We start from the raw sequence: 15,422 nt of genomic DNA on the forward strand, positions 1-15,422 counted from the left end.
CAAGCGATCGTCGTAGCCGCTCACGGGCATTTAACCATCGTATCTCGACCGTTCCGGCTCATCGCCGCCGGCTCGCCACCCGCTCCTCGGCGGTCTCGGCGCTGACGAGCTCGTACAGCGTCGCGCGGCCGCCGTCCTCCTTCGGGCGGAGCACGCGGCCGAGCCGCTGGGTGAACTCCCGCTCGCTGCCCGACCCGGAGAGCAGGACCGCCACGTTGGCGTCCGGCACGTCGACCCCCTCGTCGAGGACGTTCGCGGCGACGACCTGGCCGTAGGTGCCGTCGCGGAAGCGCTCCAAGATTTCGCGGCGCTCCTTCGCGCCCGTCTCGGCCGTGATCGCGGGCAGCAGAAAGCGCTCGGAGAGCCGGTAGACGAGGTCGGTGTGGGCCGTGAACACGATCACGCGGTCGTCGCGGTGGCGGTCGAGGATCTCCGCGAGCCGCTCGACCTTGCGGTCGGCGTTCATCATGACCTCGCGGGCGTCCTGCTTCGCGAGGAGCGCCTCGCGGGCCGCCGGGTCGTTGCCCGAGCGCTTGACCAGCTCCTGGTAGTCGCTCCCGCTCGAAAACGTGATCCCCGCGTCGCGGACGTACTCGACGAAGGTGCCCTGTTTCTCGTCGTAGCGCTCGCGCTCCGCCTCGGTGAGCTCCACCTCGATCCGCCGGATGTCGTAGGGGGCGAGGTGGTCGCCCGCGAGGTCGTCGACGTCGAGCGCGTAGACGCGGTCGCCGACCAGCTCCGCGACCGCCTCGTGGGCGCCGTCCGGGCGCTCGAAGGTGGCCGTGAGCCCGAGTCGCGCGGGCGCGGCGAGGAGGCGCGCGGCGTCCCGGTACCCCTCGCCGCCGAGGTGGTGGACCTCGTCGAAGACGACGAACTCGAAGGCGTCGCCGACGCCGTCCGCCTTCAGGTACGCGGAGTCGTACGTCGACACCGTGATCGCCTCCCGGCGCTGCTCGCCGCCGCCGAAGCGGCCGATCGGGGCGTCGAACTCGCGCTCCAACTCTCGTTGCCACTGGTCGAGCAGGTCGACCGTGGGGACGACCACGAGCGTCGGAACGCCGAGTTCGACCATCGCGCGGATCGCGATCACGGTCTTGCCGGCCCCGGTCGGCAGCTCGAGGACGCCGCGGTCGCCGGCGTCCCGCCACGCGTCCAACGCCTCGCGCTGGTACTCGCGGAGGTCGTAGTCGGTGGCGAGCGCGTCCGGGAGCCCGGCCTCGCTCGCGGCGCGCGCGCTCGCGTCGAGGACCCGGTCGTCGACTGCGACGCCGGCCACCCGGAGCGCCCGCCGGAGTTCGGCGTAGCGGTGGGCGGGCGCCCGGCCGGTCCCGGTTCGGGGGTCCGTCTCGACCCCGGGCAGCGGCGGCAGCGCGTCGGGCGCGAGGTCGCCGTCCGCGTCGACCCGGATCGTGCCGTCCTCGTAGGTCAACCGGACGTCCATCATCCCGAGTTCCCGTCCGACTTACAAAGGCCCACCGCCTCGGTCCGCCATGCGCGCGGACGAACTCGACCCCGACCTCGCCGCGGCGATCGCCGAGATCGAGTCGCTGGGCCTGCCCGCGTGGAGCCATCTCTCGGTCGATGCCGCCCGCCGCCTCGAAGACGACCTGTTCTCGGGACCGCCCGAACCGCCGGTGGCCGACGTCCGCGACCTCGCGTTCGACGGCCCGCACGGCGAGGTGCCGGTCCGGGTGTACCGCCCGGCGGGGGCGCCCGATCCGATGGGCGCAGGGGGCGACCCGCCGGCCCGCGCCCTCGTCCACTTCCACGGCGGCGGCTGGACGCTTGGGACGCTCGATTCGGTCGACGGGATCTGCCGCGAGCTCGCGGTCCGCGCCGACGCGGTCGTCGTCTCCGTCGACTACCGGCTCGCGCCAGAGCACCCGTTCCCCGTCGCGGTCGACGAGGCGACCGCGGCGCTGGAGTGGGTCACCGAGACGGCGGACGCGCTGGGCGTCGATCCCGACCGGACCGGCGTCTCGGGCACCAGCGCCGGCGGCGCGCTCGCGGTCGCGGCGTCGCTCCGCGCGCGGGACGTCGGAGACGCGCCGACGCCCGCCGGGCAGTTCCTGCTGTACCCGATCGCCGGCCGCGACTTCGAGACGGACTCGTACCGGGAGAACGCGGACGGCCCGCTGCTCACGCGCGAGGACATGCGGTGGTTCTACGAGCAGTACCTGCGGAGCCCGATCGACGCCGCGAACCCGTACGCGGTCCCGCTGGAGGCGGCGGACTTGGGGGACCTCGCGCCCGCGACGGTCGTCACCGCCGGGTTCGACCCCCTGCGCGACGACGGCGTCGCGCTCGCGGACCGGTTCGAGCGCGAGGGAACGCTGGTCGAGCACCGTCACTACCCGGCGATGGCGCACGGGTTCTGTAGCCTCGCGGACAGGGTGGCCACCGCGGAGACCGCCCTGTCCGCGGTCGCGAGCGACGCGCGATCCCGGCTGTGATCGGTCGCCCGAAGCGTCGTCCGCCGACGGGTCCCGTCGGACGGCGGCGAGCGGAAACCGCGGCGCGAGGTCAAAGCATAACTCTCGCGAGGCCGTGTCCGTGAGTATGGAACGAGTCTCTATCGACGAGGTCGAGCCGAGCGCCCTCGGAAGCGACGTGGACCGCCGGGGGCTGTCGGAGCCGCTCGGGGTGACCGACGTGGCGCTCAACCGCTACCGCCTCGATCCTGGGGAGCGGTTCTCCGGCGGGCTTCACGCTCACATGGACCAGGAAGAGATCTTCGTCGTCGTCGAGGGGGAGGCGACGTTCGAGACGATGGACGGGGACGTGAGCGTCGGCGCGGGCGAGGCGGTCCGGTTCGCGCCCGGCGAGTTCCAGTCGGGCAAGAACGACGGCGACGAGCCGGTCGTCGCGTTCGCACTGGGCGCGCCCCGCGACAGCGAGGACGTGCGGATCCCGCAGGAGTGTCCGGAGTGCGGACACGAGAACATGCGGGCCGTTCCGAGCGACGACGGGTTCGATCTCCGGTGTCCGGAGTGCGGCGCCGAACTGGAGGGCTGACGCCGTCGAGGCGGGCGCGGGAGACGGGGGAAAACGGAGTCGGAGCGGCGTCGGGACTCAGGCGTCGACGGTCGTCTTCACGATGCTCACGGGCGCGGTCGACTGCCGGGAGACGCGCTCGGTGACGGAGCCGAGCATCCGGCGGTAGTCGCCGGAGCGCGTCTTCGACCCCATCACCGTGAGGTCGACGTCCTCCTCGTCGGCGTAGCGGAGGATCTCCTCGTGCGGGACGCCGTAGCGGAGGGCGGTGACCGCCTCCACGTCGGCGTCGCGGGCGAGCGAGGCCACCGCGTCAAGCGACTCGCGGCCGGTCTCTTCGAGCGTCTCCTCGGCGCCCTCGGCGCCGTCGACGAACTCGTCGCCGGAGTAGGCGTTCACCACGCCGCTGTCGACGACGTAGAGGACGTGGAGCGTCGCATCGTAGCGGTCGGCGGCGTCGATCGCGTGGTCGATCGCGCGGTCGACGCCGACGCTGCCGTCGGTCGGGAGGAGCACGTTGTCGTACATACGCGGCGGTTCGTCGAGCGACCGAATAAATCGGTCGCCGTTTCCCGAACGGTTAACACGCTGTGTGCCCCCCGGAGTTCCATGACCGAGGCCGCGGACCGGATCTTCGTGAACGGGGAGGTACACACGCTTGCGGACCCGGATTCGGGCGGCGACGCGGTGTGCGAGGCCGTCGCCGTGCGCGACGGCGAGATCGTCCGGACCGGGCGGACGCACGACGTGGAACTGCTCGCCGGCGTCGACACGGACGTGGTCGACCTCGACGGGCGCGTCATCCTCCCCGGGTTCGTCGACGCGCACACCCACCTGACCACCGTTGGCCGCTACCTCCTCCACGCCGACCTCTCGGCGGCCGACTCCCCGGACGGGGCCGTCGACCTGCTGGCCGAGCGCGCGGCGGAAGTGGAACGCGAAGCGAGCGAGGTGGAGGACCCCGAAAGCGACGACTGGGTCCTCGGCTACGGTTACGACGAGTCGACGTGGGACGACTCGCGCTACCTGACCCGCGCGGACCTCGACCGCGTCTCGACCGAGCGCCCGGTGGCGGCGTTCCGCGAGGACATGCACGTCGCGGCGGTCAACGGCGTCGCGCTCGACCGCTTCGCCGACGCGCTCGCCGACGCTCCCGACGAGACGGTGCCCACGGACGACGACGGCGATCCGACCGGCGTCCTGCTCGAAGCCGCCATCGACCCGATCTACCGAGCGGTCGAGCCCGGCCCGGCCGAGACGCGCGCGGTCGTCGAGGCCGCGCTCGACGGCTGCGCCGCCCGCGGTATCACGGGCTTCCACGACATGGTCCGCGACTCGCACGCACCCCGGGTCTACCGCGACCTCGACGAGTCCGGGTCGCTCACCGCCCGCGTCCGGATCAACTACTGGAGCGACCACCTCGACGCGGTCCGGGAGGTCGGCCTCGCGACGAACGCCGGGAGCGATATGGTACGGACCGGAGCGATCAAGTCGTACACGGACGGGAGCTTCGGCGGCCGGACCGCGCGCCTCTCCGAGCCGTACGCGGACGCGCCAGACGAGACCGGGCAGTGGGTCGTCGATCCCGACGAGCTGGACGAGGCCGTCGCAACCGCGACCGAGGCGGGCCTCCAGTTCACCGCCCACGCGATCGGAGACGAGGCCGTCGACGCCGTCTTGGACGCATACGAGCACGCCTCCCGGACCGACGCGGGGGAAGCCCGTCACCGCGTCGAACACGCCGAACTGGCCGACGACGACGCGATCGAGTGGCTCGCGGAGACCGGCGTCGTCGCGAGCGTCCAGCCGAACTTCCTGAAGTGGGCGCAACCCGGCGGTCTCTACGAGGAGCGACTGGGATCCGAGCGCACCGCCGAGACGAACCGCTACCGGGACATGCTCGACGCGGGGGTCCGGCTCGCGTTCGGCTCGGACGGGATGCCGATGGACCCGCTGTTCGGGGTTCACCACGCGGTCAACGCGCCGGCCGAATCTCAGCGCCTCACCGTCACCGAGGCGCTGCGGGCGTACACTCGCGGCGCCGCGTACGCCGGCTTCGACGAGGACCGGCTCGGGACGGTCGAGGTGGGGAAGCGGGCCGACCTCGTCGCGCTCGACGCGTCGCCGTGGGAGCGCGACGACGCGATCGACGATATCGACGTGGCGCTGACCGTCGTCGACGGCGACATCGTGTTCGACGGTCGGTGAATCGGCGGCCGAGGCGCGACCCTGCCGGAACGCCGAGAAAGCCGCAATCGCTGCCAGAAAACAGCAGTTATTAATCATGTAGTTCTAATCTGGGAGCATGACAGAGATAGCCGTCGAGTACGCCGCAGGAAACCGTCTCCGCTCCGAGGCCGAGACCGCCCGACGACTCATCGACGCGTACCTCGGTGACCGGCCCGACGTCGACCGCGTCACCCTCTCGCCCTCCGGCGAGTCCGTCTTCTGCGTCAGCGTCGAGGGCGACCGCATCTGGTGTACCGACACCCGCGAGTGGATCGACTCGATGGAGGCGGTGACCGCCGCGCGGCGCCGCCTCTCCGAACTCTCGTAACTCGCCTCGAAAACCCGGTTACTCGGTCGTTGCGGCCGCGTGCGAGTACGCGAACTCCCGCAGGAGCTTCGCGGCCAGCGCCGCCGCCTGCCCGTCGTCCCGGTCGTTCACCTCGACCGCGTCGAACCCGTCGGCGCGCGGCGCGACCGCGCGGACGAGGTCACGGACGGTCCGCGGCGCTACCCCGAACGGTTCCATCGTCCCCGTACCGGGAGCGTAAGCGGGGTCGAGCCCGTCGATGTCGACGGAGCAGTAGACCGTCTCCCCGGCGAACGCGTCGCCGTCGAGACCGTCGACCCACTCGCGGGCGTCCTCCGGCGCGACGACCTCCACGTCGGCGTCGGCCGCCCGTTCCCACTCGGCCTCGGACCCGGTCCGCGCGCCGACGATAACGGCGCGGTCGACGCCGAGGTCGTCGAGACACCGGCGCGTGACGCAGGCGTGGTTCAGCGGGTTCCCGTCGTATGCGTCCCGGAGGTCGAGGTGCGCGTCGCAGATGACGAGCGCGTCGGGGTCGACGGCCTCGACCCCCGCGTGCGTGACCGTGTGTTCGCCGCCGACGAGGAGCGGGACCGACTCGTCGTAGACGACGCTCCGCAGTTCGGCGGCGAGGTGGTCGAGGTACGCCGGCACGTCGTCCCACGGGCGCACGTCGCCCGCATCGTTGACGCCCAGCGCGGAGAAGCGACTGTCGGTGCGGCGGTCGTAGTCGTCGTACGTCTCGGCGAATCGCCGGACTCGGTCCGGTCCGAACCGGGTGCCCGGCTGAAACGTGGTCGTGGCGTCGAGCGGAGCGCCGACGACCACGTAGGAAGCAGCTTCGCGGTCGGTCGTCGCCCCGGGGAACATCGCCGATTACCCGATGATCTTCCGTTGGCCCTCGTAGTCGAGGTACTCGATGTTGTCGTCCGAGGAGAAGTCCTCGCCCTCGGGGATGCGCATCGTGAACGTGTCGTAGGTGTCTAAGTCCATCACCTGAACCTCGTCGCCGCTGACGTTGACGACCTGTCCCTGCTTGCGCTGAATGATCGGGACCCACACCTTCGCGTCGACGGGCTGCGAGAGCGAGCGCTTCTTGTCGTCGAAGACGCCCTTCCCTTCGACGCGGGCCTTCGCGCTGCCGTGTTTACCGGGTTTGGCGGTGCTGTAGTGGTTGATCTTACAGGGCGCGTCGTCCATCATCACGTAGCTGCCCTCCTGGAGTTCGCGAACCTGCTTCTGCTCTCGCGGCATGTCCGCCAATTTCCCCGGCGCGGGTATAAACGGTTTGGAATGCCGCCGCTACCCGGCCCGAGACGGCGTCCAACCGCCCCGACGGCCTGCGGCGTGGGCGTGTACGTCCTCCGCTCGTCGGACGACCGAGTCGATCGCGTCGCCGACGCCCTCGGCGACGACCTCTCCGGCAACGCCGGCGCGCCGATACGCGATGACGCCGACGTTCCGGCGGCCGCGTGCCTCCACGAGGTCGCGACGCACGCGGACGGCGACCTCGGCGTTCCCCCGGTCGACTGGGGCGACGCGGTGACTCCGCGAGCGGCGGCGGGTCTTCCGGGGCGGCGGGCGCCGCCGCGGCGACGTAGCGACCACGACGGCGGCGACGTGGCAGCCGCGACGACCGCGGCGACCGAACTCGTCCCGAAAGCGAGCCTACGGGTCGAGCTCGTCCACGTACTCCTCCGGCTCCTCGTCGTCGTCGACGTTCCCGTCCGGCGGGACGAGTTGGCCCGTGTACAGGTAGCTGACGACGAACATGACGATGAAGCCGACGCCGACGGCCGCGGTCGTCCGCACGACGAACGGGATGTCGTTATAATAGAAGTACCGGTCCGAGACCGCCATGGAGACGAACGCCACCAACAAGATCTTCTGCTCGTCGGTGGGGTTGCGGACGAAGCCGACTACGTCGTTCTTGAGGTCGCCGAACACGCCCATCAGGCGTCACCCCCGTTCGTCGCGGCCGAGTCGACCGTCGGCGCGTGCTCCTCGATCACGCCGCTCACCCGATCGAGGCCCTCTGTCAACTCCTCGGTCGGGAGTCCGAACCCGATCCGGAATCGCTCCGGGAAGCCGAACAGATGCCCCGGTGCGAGGACGACGCTCGCCTCCTCGACGACCGTCCGGCAGAACGCCTCCGCGTCCGCGAAGCCGTCGGGGACCGTCACGAACGCGTTGACCCCGACCGGGTCGAGCCAGTCGAGGCCGTGGTCGTCGACCCACGCCGCGACCGTCTCGCGGTGGGCGGCGGCCAGTTCGCGGTTCTCCGTCAGGATCTCCTCCTCGGATCGCCCCAGCGCCTGCTTAGCGACGTGCTGGCCGAACAGGCTCGGCGAGATGGTCGTGTAGTCCTTCCAGCGCCACGCGCGCTCGACGACCGGCTCGGGACCGGCGATCCAGCCGAACCGGAGGCCAGCGAGCCCGTACGCCTTCGTGAGGCTGGTCGTGGAGATGCCGTGCGCGCCGTAGCTCGCGACCGGCGGCTGCGGGTCCTCCGCGAGCAGGCGGTACACCTCGTCGCAGAGCAGGTATGCGTCGCGCTCGACCGCGACGTCGTACACCGCCCGCATCGCGGCCTCGTCGTGGTACTGCCCGGTCGGGTTGTTCGGGTTGTTCACGACGATCACGGCCGTGTCGTCGCGGGCCGCGTCGGCGACGGCCCCCGGGTCTAACTCCCACTCGGGCGGCTCCAGTTCGACGCGGGTCACGTCGCCGAACGCGTCCGGGACGGCGTGGAGCGCCTGGTACGTCGGCGTGACGACGACCGCGTGCGTGCCGGAGCCGACGCCCGACGCGTCGGGGTCCGAGGCGCCGCCCGCCCCGTCGACGGGGGCGTCGTCGCCGAGCAGCGAGAGGAACGTCAGGAAGTTCGCCTCCTGGGTGCCGCAGGTGAACAGCACCTCGTCGGCGGATCGGTCGTAGCGGTCGCCGACGGACGCCCGGAACTCCGGGTCGCCGTTCGTCGGGATGACGTAGCCGAGCTCCCCCGGATCGAGGTCGAACCGGCTCGCGTCGAGCGACCGGATGCCGCTTTCGGCCAGCATGATGTCGGCCTCGTGTTCGTACTCCGCGAACCAGCGTTCGAGGCCGAACGGGTCGATGCGCATACCCCTCTTCGGGCGGGCGCGAGGTTAGGTGCTGTGGTTGGCGACGTCGTCGCGGACCGCTCCGGCGGCCGCCCGCGAATCGGGGGCACTGCGGGCCGCCATCGCAACGCATTTCGCCGGGGATTGCGACACGACGGCATGGTTCTCAACCGGCAGCGGCTGTTGGGCGTGCTGTTCGTCGCCATGGCGGCGCTCACGGCGGTCGCGCTGGCGGAGGTGCTGCGGACCGTCGTGTTCGCGGTCACCGTCGCGTACGTCCTGTATCCGCTCCGGCAGCGGCTCGTCGGCCGCGGCCTCTCGCGCCGGATCGCGTGCGTGGTCTCGACCGGCGTCGCGTTCGTCGGCGCGACCCTCCTCGTGGCGCCGCTGCTGTACACGCTGTACCGGCGGCGGTCGGAGCTGATAGCCCTCCTCGAAGGGGTCCCCGACCTCGTCCCGATCACCGTCGGCGGGTTCCAGACGGTGGTCGAGATCGCGCCGTACGTCGCGGCCGCGGAGACGTGGATCCGCGGGGTCGCGATCGCGGTCGCGGGCGCGGCGCCGGTCCTCGTCTTGGAGGTCGTCGTGTTCACCTTCCTCGTGTACGGCATCCTCTACCGGCCGCGGGCGGTCGAGGCGGCCGTCTTCGGCGTCGTCCCGCCCGAGTACCACGACATCCCCACACGGCTCCACGAGCGGACGCGGCAGACCCTCTACTCGATATACGTCCTCCAGGCCGCGACCGCCGCCGCGACGTTCGTTCTCGCGGTCGCGGTGTTCCGGACGCTGGGCTACGGCTCTCCCGTCCTGCTCGCGGTCATCGCCGGCGTCCTCCAGTTCATTCCCGTCGTCGGTCCGAGCATCCTCATCGTCGCGCTCGGCGCCCTGGACTTCCTCGTCGGCGCGACCGGGCGGGCGGCCGCCGTGCTGGTACTCGGCCTCGTCGTCGTCGCCTTCGTGCCGGACGCGGTGATCCGCACTCGGCTCGCCGGCTGGACCGGGAAGATATCGCCCGGTCTCTACTTCGTCGGATTCGTCGGCGGCATCCTCACCCTCGGGGCCGTCGGCGTCATCGTCGGTCCCCTCGCCGTGTCGCTGCTGCTCGAAGCGATCGACATGCTCTCCGAGCACGTCGACCCGACGGACTCGGTCGGTGGCGACGCGGGCTCGACGCAGTGACCGGCGACGCGGGCCCGACGCAGTGACCGCCGACGCAGGGCACCACCGGCACGGCTTTCCATGGCCCGACCCTCTGTCCGACACCTGATGTCCTCGACGGATCCCCCAACCGCGGTCGGCGCCGCGCCGACCCTCACGGCGCGGCGTCTCGACGGACTCGCCGATCGCGTCTTCAGCTCGCCGGACGGAAGCGGCGACGACGGCGACGGCGCGATCGACGTCTCCGCCCCGGCGACCGACGAGCGGATCGGGCGCGTGCCGGCCTGCGACGCCGACGACGTGTCCGCCGCGGTCGAACGCGCCCGCGACGCGCAGACGGCGTGGGCCGAGGTGTCGGCGACCGAGCGCGCCCGTATCGTCGACCGGTTCGGCGACCTCGTCGCGGACCGCCGCGAGGAGCTGCTCGACGTGCTCCAGCTGGAGACCGGGAAGTCCCGGCGCACCGCGGTCGAGGAGCTGTTCGACGTGCCGACCGGCTGCTCGTACGTCGCGAGCGAGGCTCCGGGCGCGCTCGCCGAGGAGCGTCGCCGTGGGGTCGCGCCCGGCGTCGCGACCGCGACGGTCACCCGCGAACCGGTCGGCGTCGTCGGCGTCATCTCGCCGTGGAATTACCCGCTGACGCTGTCGATGGCCGACGCGATCCCCGCGCTCGCCGCGGGCAACGCGGTCGTGCTCAAGCCGGACGAGAAGACGCCGTACGGGGCGCTGCTCCTCGCGGAGCTGCTGGAAGTCGCCGGGCTCCCCGACGGCCTCTTTCAGGTCGTCACCGGCGAGGGGCCTCAGGTCGGGCCGCCGCTGATCGACGCGGTCGACTACGTCGCGTTCACCGGTAGCACCGCGACCGGCCGGACCATCGCGGAGCGCGCGGGCCGGAACCTGATCGGCTGTTCGCTGGAGCTCGGCGGCAACAACCCGCTCGTCGTGCTCGGGGACGCCGACGTCGACGAGGCCGCCCGCGGCGCGGTCCAGGCCTGCTTCTCGAACGCCGGGCAGCTCTGTCTCTCCGCGGAGCGGATCTACGTCGTCGAGTCCGCCTGCGACGAGTTCCTCGACGCGTTCGTCCGCGAGACGGAGGCGCTCACGCTCGGGACGGGGTACGACTACGACGCCGACCTCGGCTCGCTCGTCGACGCCGACCAGTTGGCCCGCGTCGAGTCGCACGTCGAGGACGCCCGCGAGCGCGGGGCGACGGTCGAGGCCGGGGGCCGAGCGCGGACGGATGTCGCGCCGTACTGCTACGAGCCGACCGTCCTCACCGGGCTCGAGCCGGACGCCGCGGTCGCCTGCGAGGAGACGTTCGGTCCGGTCGCCGCGGTGACGGCGGTTCCGGACGCGGACGCGGCGGTCGCCGCCGCGAACGACTCCCCGTACGGCCTCAACGCGAGCGTCTGGACCGGGGACCGCGAGCGAGGCGCCGAACTCGCCCGCGAGATCGACTGCGGGACCGTGAACGTCAACGACGCGTTCCTCGCGACCTGGGGCGCGGTCGACGCACCGATGGGCGGGTTCGGCGACTCCGGCCTCGGTCGCCGACACGGGCCCGAGGGGATCCGACGGTACACGGAGACGCGGACCGTCGGCGTCTCGCGGGTCGGCCCGCTGACGTTCCCAGACCGGATCCCGACCGACTGGTTCGTCCGGGGCGCGTTCGCCGCGACCCGGCTCGGCCGACGGATGCGTCGCGGCGTCGACGAGGTCCGTCGTCGCCTGTCGCGCCGCTGACTGGACATGTGGAATCGACGGCGCGCGACCGACGACGGCGAAAAGCGGGGTTACTCCGCGTCGTCGATCAGGTCGCCGAACACCGACGCCGCGGTGTCTGGCACGTCGAAGTCGTGGTAGTGCTCGCCCTTCTCGTTCGAGAGGATGTTGAGCGCGGCGGCGGCGCCGTCGCCGGCGGAGATGACCGCCTGCCACTCCTCGGCACGGGCCATTGCGCCGGTCGCGTAGGCGCCCTCGACGCTGGTCTCCATCGACACGCCGACGCTGACGGTGTCGTCGTCGTCGAACTCGCAGCCGAGCGCCTCCGCGAGGTCGCGGTTCGCGCCCGTCGCGAGGACGACGTAGTCGGCCTCGTACTCGCCGTCCTCGGTCGTCACGGTGAACCCGCCGCCTCCGTCCTCGACGCCGGTGACCTCCTCGCCCTGGCAGCGGTCGACGCCGAAGTCGTCGGCCTGCTGGCGGGCGGTCGCCATGAACTCGCTGCCGCCGACCGAGCCCACGCCGAGGTAGTTGAACAGGTGCGCCTTGTGCATCCACGTCTCGTCCGTGTCGAAGAGGACGGTGTCGAGGCCGTTCTTGCTCGCGAACAGCCCGGCGCTCAGTCCGGCCGGTCCACCGCCGACGATTGCGACATCTGTCATGGTCGCTACAACGCAGTCCCGAACATAAGGCTTGGCGGAAGCGGGGATCGGTCACGGCGGACCTCGCGGCGACCCCCGTCGCCGCGGCCGACACCTCACTCCGCGAAGTCAGAGAGGGACCCGGTCCCGTCGCCCGCGCCACCCCCCTCGTCGCCCGTGTCCGGCTCGGCATCGCTCCGGTGCGTCTCGCCGTCGCCCGTGTCCGGCTCGGTGTCGCCGGAGGCCGATCCGCCCCACGAGTCGTCTGGATCGACCGGTGCGACGGCGCGGGCGAGCTCCGCCTCGTCGTACTCGATCTCCTCGTCGAGCACCATCGCGAGCCGCTGCCACCGCGCGCTCTGTTCGTCTTCGCCCTCCGGGCCGACGCGCGCGCCGTGCGTCTTGAAGAACCGGGTGTCGCGCCCGCGCTTGGATCCCTCGCCGGTGTGCCCGTCGAAGACCGCGCCGAACTCCCCGTCCGGTTCGAGGTCACCGACGGGGAAGTCGTGCGCCGGCTCCTCCCCGCGGGCGCGCGCCTGGGCCCGGAGATCGGCGACCGCGCCGAAGTAGGCGTCCGCGTTCGACGCCTCGCGTGTCGAGTGAGCGCGGGCGGCCGCGAGCGCGGCGTGGATCGCGCAGAGCCGGCCCTTCCACGCGTCGGGCTCCCAGCGCTCCGTCGCGAGTTCTTCGTAGCGCTCGATCGTGAGCGCGACCTCGTCGCCCGCGCGCAGGTCCTCGACGACGTAGAGGTTGAGTCGGTCCCAGAGGTTCCAGGCGTACCCGGAGCGCGCCAGTTCCCACGCCGCCCACGCCGCGATCTCCTCGTCGGAGCGCCGGACCGCCTTCTGGAGCAGGCTGGAGACGACGTACCGGCTGTACCCGCCGTCGGTCTCGTTCGGCTCTTTCTCCTCGCCGAAGTCGTTCTCGCCCGTCGCGTCCGGCGTCCGATCGGTTTCGAGGCTCCCGTCGGACCCGAACGTCGCCTGTCTGTCGTCGCCGTCGGCCATGTCCCCGCTCCCGCCGCGAGAGACTTAACAGCCCCGCGGCGAGCGTGGGTCGCGAGCGGGGTTCGAGTCCGGCGATCCACCCCGCGGTACGGCGGATCACACCTGCTCTGAAAGGGAACTCTTAAGTCGAATCCGGCGGCTATGTTTCGGTAACCGCCCTTAGCTCAGCCTGGTAGAGCAGTCGACTGTAGATCGACTTGTCCCCCGTTCAATTCGGGGAGGGCGGACTGTCTTTTCATTCGATCTGTAACGGACTGCGTATCGACTTGTCCCCCGTCCCCGCGAGCACCGCGAGCGGGGAACAGCGAGACGACCGCAGGGAGTCTCGCGCGTTTCAATTCGGGGAGGGCGGACTGAATTTCTGACTCGTGAGCGACAGCGAGCGGGTGAGGCTTTTCTTTTTCAGCGAGCGAGTTGGTTAGTAGTAGCACGCGAGTAAGCTGAACGACTTTCCTGCCTATTTATACTGAAACCAGCGCAACACGGGATCGATGCGCGTTCGACCGAGGCTGGTCGCGGTCATCGGAGTCGTCGCGGTCGTCGCACTGTCCGGCTGCGCCGGGGGTCCGGGCCCCGCCACCGACGGGGATTCACCGACCGGCGACCTCAACTCGCCGCCGACCGATCCGGCGGGAGTCGACCCCGGCGACCCGGACGACACGGCCTGGACCGGCACCGTCGTGCGCGTCGTCGACGGCGACACGGTGGAGGTCGAGTTCCCGAACGGCGAGGTCGACACCGTCAGGCTCCTCGGCGTCGACACGCCCGAGACGAGCGCCGACGTGACTTCGCCGGGTGAGTTCGAGGGGATCCCCAACACCGACGCCGGCCGCGCGCACCTCCGAGCGTGGGGCGGTGAGGCGGCCGCATTCGCCGAGTCCGAACTCGCCGGCGAGGAGGTCACGGTCGTCGCCGGCGGGGACCGACGCGGCGGCTACGGGCGGCTGTTGGCGGTGCTGTACGTCAACGGTGAAGATTTCAACGAGCGCCTGCTGACCGAGGGGTACGCGCGGCTGTACGACACCGAGTTCGCGCTGCGCGACGCGTACGCGGCGGCCGAAGCCGACGCGAGGGAACGCGGGGTCGGACTCTGGGCGTTCGACGAGTCCGACTCCCCGGCCGATGCGGGCGCGGTCGACGCCCCTGTGCCGGCGTAACACACTTAAGAACGCGCTCGGTACGATGTCGTAGTGGCATCCCGACAGGGCGGGTCGGGGGACGCGGAGCCCCTCGGGCCCGGATCGACGGAGCGTCGGACCGTTTCCACGACCGCCGCCGGCCGGCAGGCAGACGCCCGGCCTCGGTCGCCGCCGGAGTCGCCCGCGCGCCGCCGCGCTCGGGCCGGCCGATCCGGCTCGACCGGCCGAACCGGCGAGTATCGGTCGGTTGATCCCCCGCACGGCGGCGAGGCCGCCGCCCGGACGCCGGAGGATCCTCCCGTGCGCGACCCGGGCCGCTACGCGCTGACCGATCACTTCCGCGAGCGGCTCGAACAGCCCGGTCGGTACGTCTCGACGCGCACCGTGAGCGACGCGATCCGCGAGGGGCAGCTCCGGTGGAACAGCACCGACGGGTGGCGGTTCGCCCTCGTGGAGGGCGGCGTCCGGTTCGTCGTGGTCGTGAGCGACACGGAGACGAACTCCCCGGTCGTCGTCACCGGCTGGACCGAGGTCGCGGACCGCGAAGATGCGCTGGAGGCCTCGCGGTGGGACGGGGTCGACGTCGACACCATCGCCGTGCGGGCCGCGCTGAGCGAGTCGGCGTCGACGCCGATCCCGGACCGGATCCGCCCCCGGACCGTGACCCGCCCGTTCGAGGTGGGCGAACATCGCCTCGAAACCGAGCCGGGCGAGCCATTCGTGCGCTGTACCGACTGCGGCTGCCGGTTCCGCTCGAAGGAGGGGATCACCTCGCGGCGGTGTGGGCAGCGGTCGCCGGGCCGCTAGTCGGCGATACTCATTTCTACTCAACTCCATTCTGTTCGCTCGGTTCACGAGTGGCCAAGTCGCTGCGGTGGCGCGCGCCTCCGAGCGCCCGCGGGGCGCGAGGAGTCCGTGCGAGGGAGTCGCAACCGTCGGGAGCGACGAGGCAGGGGAGGCGTGAGGCGGCGGTGCGGGGTGGGGCGGGACTCGAAGGGGCAGTCCTGCGGCCGCAGTAGGCGACGTAAGCACCGCGGCGAGCGACGCGAGCGAGGAGCGCAACGAAGCGTACTGCGGCCGCACGACTGGGGCTTTGGAGATGTTGTCGGTCGCTCCTCCGAGAG

Annotated in this window: 17 protein-coding genes and 1 tRNA gene; 9 read left to right on the forward strand and 9 right to left on the reverse strand. The window is 71.5% G+C overall.

Features of this window, described 5'->3' with window-relative positions; all coding sequences use genetic code 11:
• Positions 1 to 58 precede the first annotated feature (58 nt).
• Complete coding sequence (locus EXE41_RS10735; protein ID WP_086219772.1) at positions 59 to 1,441, reverse strand: DEAD/DEAH box helicase family protein; 1,383 nt, start codon at positions 1,439 to 1,441, stop codon at positions 59 to 61.
• A gap of 49 nt (positions 1,442 to 1,490) precedes the next feature.
• Here EXE41_RS10735 and EXE41_RS10740 point away from each other — a divergent pair, with 49 nt between their 5' ends.
• The gene (locus tag EXE41_RS10740; RefSeq protein ID WP_094593319.1) at positions 1,491 to 2,453 is read left to right on the forward strand and encodes an alpha/beta hydrolase; all 963 of its coding nucleotides are present in this window, start codon (positions 1,491 to 1,493) and stop codon (positions 2,451 to 2,453) included.
• A gap of 106 nt (positions 2,454 to 2,559) precedes the next feature.
• Positions 2,560 to 3,015, forward strand: a complete 456-nt coding sequence (locus EXE41_RS10745; protein ID WP_086219770.1) for a cupin domain-containing protein — start codon at positions 2,560 to 2,562, stop codon at positions 3,013 to 3,015.
• A gap of 57 nt (positions 3,016 to 3,072) precedes the next feature.
• Here EXE41_RS10745 and EXE41_RS10750 read toward each other — a convergent pair whose 3' ends face one another.
• Positions 3,073 to 3,522 carry a universal stress protein gene (locus tag EXE41_RS10750; protein ID WP_086216017.1) on the reverse strand — a complete coding sequence of 150 codons (450 nt, stop codon included), beginning with the start codon at positions 3,520 to 3,522 and terminating at the stop codon, positions 3,073 to 3,075.
• A gap of 81 nt (positions 3,523 to 3,603) precedes the next feature.
• Here EXE41_RS10750 and EXE41_RS10755 point away from each other — a divergent pair, with 81 nt between their 5' ends.
• Both EXE41_RS10755 and EXE41_RS10760 read left to right on the forward strand, forming a co-directional pair.
• The gene (locus tag EXE41_RS10755; protein ID WP_086219769.1) at positions 3,604 to 5,202 is read left to right on the forward strand and encodes an amidohydrolase; all 1,599 of its coding nucleotides are present in this window, start codon (positions 3,604 to 3,606) and stop codon (positions 5,200 to 5,202) included.
• 97 nt (positions 5,203 to 5,299) lie between these two features.
• Positions 5,300 to 5,551, forward strand: coding sequence for a hypothetical protein (locus EXE41_RS10760; protein ID WP_049932517.1), 252 nt, complete (start codon positions 5,300 to 5,302; stop codon positions 5,549 to 5,551).
• 18 nt (positions 5,552 to 5,569) lie between these two features.
• Here the strand turns inward: EXE41_RS10760 and speB are convergent, their stop codons facing one another.
• Genes speB through EXE41_RS10785 form a run of 5 tightly spaced genes read right to left on the reverse strand, consistent with a single transcriptional unit; the run spans position 5,570 to position 8,652 of the window.
• Positions 5,570 to 6,400 carry an agmatinase gene (gene speB / locus EXE41_RS10765; RefSeq protein ID WP_086219768.1) on the reverse strand — a complete coding sequence of 277 codons (831 nt, stop codon included), beginning with the start codon at positions 6,398 to 6,400 and terminating at the stop codon, positions 5,570 to 5,572.
• A 6-nt stretch (positions 6,401 to 6,406) separates the two neighbouring features.
• Complete coding sequence (locus EXE41_RS10770) at positions 6,407 to 6,784, reverse strand: translation initiation factor IF-5A (protein ID WP_049932521.1); 378 nt, start codon at positions 6,782 to 6,784, stop codon at positions 6,407 to 6,409.
• 48 nt (positions 6,785 to 6,832) lie between these two features.
• Positions 6,833 to 7,138 (reverse strand): hypothetical protein, encoded by a 306-nt coding sequence (locus tag EXE41_RS10775; RefSeq protein WP_137690986.1) that lies wholly within the window; start codon positions 7,136 to 7,138, stop codon positions 6,833 to 6,835.
• 60 nt (positions 7,139 to 7,198) lie between these two features.
• Complete coding sequence (locus EXE41_RS10780; RefSeq protein ID WP_049932525.1) at positions 7,199 to 7,483, reverse strand: hypothetical protein; 285 nt, start codon at positions 7,481 to 7,483, stop codon at positions 7,199 to 7,201.
• Positions 7,483 to 8,652 (reverse strand): aminotransferase class I/II-fold pyridoxal phosphate-dependent enzyme, encoded by a 1,170-nt coding sequence (locus tag EXE41_RS10785; RefSeq protein ID WP_137690987.1) that lies wholly within the window; start codon positions 8,650 to 8,652, stop codon positions 7,483 to 7,485. Before EXE41_RS10785 ends, EXE41_RS10780 begins: the two co-directional genes overlap by 1 nt.
• A gap of 138 nt (positions 8,653 to 8,790) precedes the next feature.
• Between EXE41_RS10785 and EXE41_RS10790 the strand changes: the two genes are divergently transcribed.
• Both EXE41_RS10790 and EXE41_RS10795 read left to right on the forward strand, forming a co-directional pair.
• Entirely contained in the window at positions 8,791 to 9,810 is a 1,020-nt protein-coding gene (locus EXE41_RS10790) for an AI-2E family transporter (protein ID WP_086216013.1), read from the forward strand.
• A gap of 87 nt (positions 9,811 to 9,897) precedes the next feature.
• The gene (locus EXE41_RS10795; protein ID WP_137690988.1) at positions 9,898 to 11,532 is read left to right on the forward strand and encodes a succinic semialdehyde dehydrogenase; all 1,635 of its coding nucleotides are present in this window, start codon (positions 9,898 to 9,900) and stop codon (positions 11,530 to 11,532) included.
• 50 nt (positions 11,533 to 11,582) lie between these two features.
• Here the strand turns inward: EXE41_RS10795 and EXE41_RS10800 are convergent, their stop codons facing one another.
• Complete coding sequence (locus EXE41_RS10800) at positions 11,583 to 12,173, reverse strand: NAD(P)/FAD-dependent oxidoreductase (RefSeq protein WP_086216011.1); 591 nt, start codon at positions 12,171 to 12,173, stop codon at positions 11,583 to 11,585.
• A gap of 95 nt (positions 12,174 to 12,268) precedes the next feature.
• Positions 12,269 to 13,159 carry a hypothetical protein gene (locus EXE41_RS10805; protein ID WP_137690989.1) on the reverse strand — a complete coding sequence of 297 codons (891 nt, stop codon included), beginning with the start codon at positions 13,157 to 13,159 and terminating at the stop codon, positions 12,269 to 12,271.
• 153 nt (positions 13,160 to 13,312) lie between these two features.
• Between EXE41_RS10805 and EXE41_RS10810 the strand changes: the two genes are divergently transcribed.
• From EXE41_RS10810 to EXE41_RS10820, 3 genes are all read left to right on the forward strand, one after another.
• Positions 13,313 to 13,386 (forward strand) — tRNA-Tyr (locus EXE41_RS10810).
• 264 nt (positions 13,387 to 13,650) lie between these two features.
• Entirely contained in the window at positions 13,651 to 14,316 is a 666-nt protein-coding gene (locus EXE41_RS10815) for a thermonuclease family protein (protein ID WP_137690990.1), read from the forward strand.
• 33 nt (positions 14,317 to 14,349) lie between these two features.
• Positions 14,350 to 15,105 (forward strand): hypothetical protein, encoded by a 756-nt coding sequence (locus EXE41_RS10820; RefSeq protein ID WP_049932537.1) that lies wholly within the window; start codon positions 14,350 to 14,352, stop codon positions 15,103 to 15,105.
• Positions 15,106 to 15,422 lie beyond the last annotated feature (317 nt).

Origin of the sequence: Halorubrum sp. SD690R, from assembly GCF_005435035.1 — an archaeon.
In the GTDB taxonomy this organism is placed as follows: Archaea; Halobacteriota; Halobacteria; order Halobacteriales; family Haloferacaceae; genus Halorubrum; species Halorubrum ezzemoulense.

Bases quoted from the DNA above. Each gene is read 5' to 3' on its own strand.
- EXE41_RS10740 (WP_094593319.1), top strand. From the start codon at position 1,491: ATGCGCGCGGACGAACTCGACCCCGACCTCGCCGCGGCGATCGCCGAG.
- EXE41_RS10800 (WP_086216011.1), bottom strand. From the start codon at position 12,173: ATGACAGATGTCGCAATCGTCGGCGGTGGACCGGCCGGACTGAGCGCC.
- EXE41_RS10750 (WP_086216017.1), bottom strand. From the start codon at position 3,522: ATGTACGACAACGTGCTCCTCCCGACCGACGGCAGCGTCGGCGTCGAC.
- EXE41_RS10815 (WP_137690990.1), top strand. From the start codon at position 13,651: ATGCGCGTTCGACCGAGGCTGGTCGCGGTCATCGGAGTCGTCGCGGTC.
- EXE41_RS10795 (WP_137690988.1), top strand. From the start codon at position 9,898: ATGTCCTCGACGGATCCCCCAACCGCGGTCGGCGCCGCGCCGACCCTC.
- EXE41_RS10745 (WP_086219770.1), top strand. From the start codon at position 2,560: ATGGAACGAGTCTCTATCGACGAGGTCGAGCCGAGCGCCCTCGGAAGC.
- EXE41_RS10735 (WP_086219772.1), bottom strand. From the start codon at position 1,441: ATGGACGTCCGGTTGACCTACGAGGACGGCACGATCCGGGTCGACGCG.
- EXE41_RS10790 (WP_086216013.1), top strand. From the start codon at position 8,791: ATGGTTCTCAACCGGCAGCGGCTGTTGGGCGTGCTGTTCGTCGCCATG.
- EXE41_RS10785 (WP_137690987.1), bottom strand. From the start codon at position 8,652: ATGCGCATCGACCCGTTCGGCCTCGAACGCTGGTTCGCGGAGTACGAA.
- EXE41_RS10805 (WP_137690989.1), bottom strand. From the start codon at position 13,159: ATGGCCGACGGCGACGACAGACAGGCGACGTTCGGGTCCGACGGGAGC.
- EXE41_RS10780 (WP_049932525.1), bottom strand. From the start codon at position 7,483: ATGGGCGTGTTCGGCGACCTCAAGAACGACGTAGTCGGCTTCGTCCGC.
- EXE41_RS10760 (WP_049932517.1), top strand. From the start codon at position 5,300: ATGACAGAGATAGCCGTCGAGTACGCCGCAGGAAACCGTCTCCGCTCC.
- speB (WP_086219768.1), bottom strand. From the start codon at position 6,400: ATGTTCCCCGGGGCGACGACCGACCGCGAAGCTGCTTCCTACGTGGTC.
- EXE41_RS10755 (WP_086219769.1), top strand. From the start codon at position 3,604: ATGACCGAGGCCGCGGACCGGATCTTCGTGAACGGGGAGGTACACACG.
- EXE41_RS10770 (WP_049932521.1), bottom strand. From the start codon at position 6,784: ATGCCGCGAGAGCAGAAGCAGGTTCGCGAACTCCAGGAGGGCAGCTAC.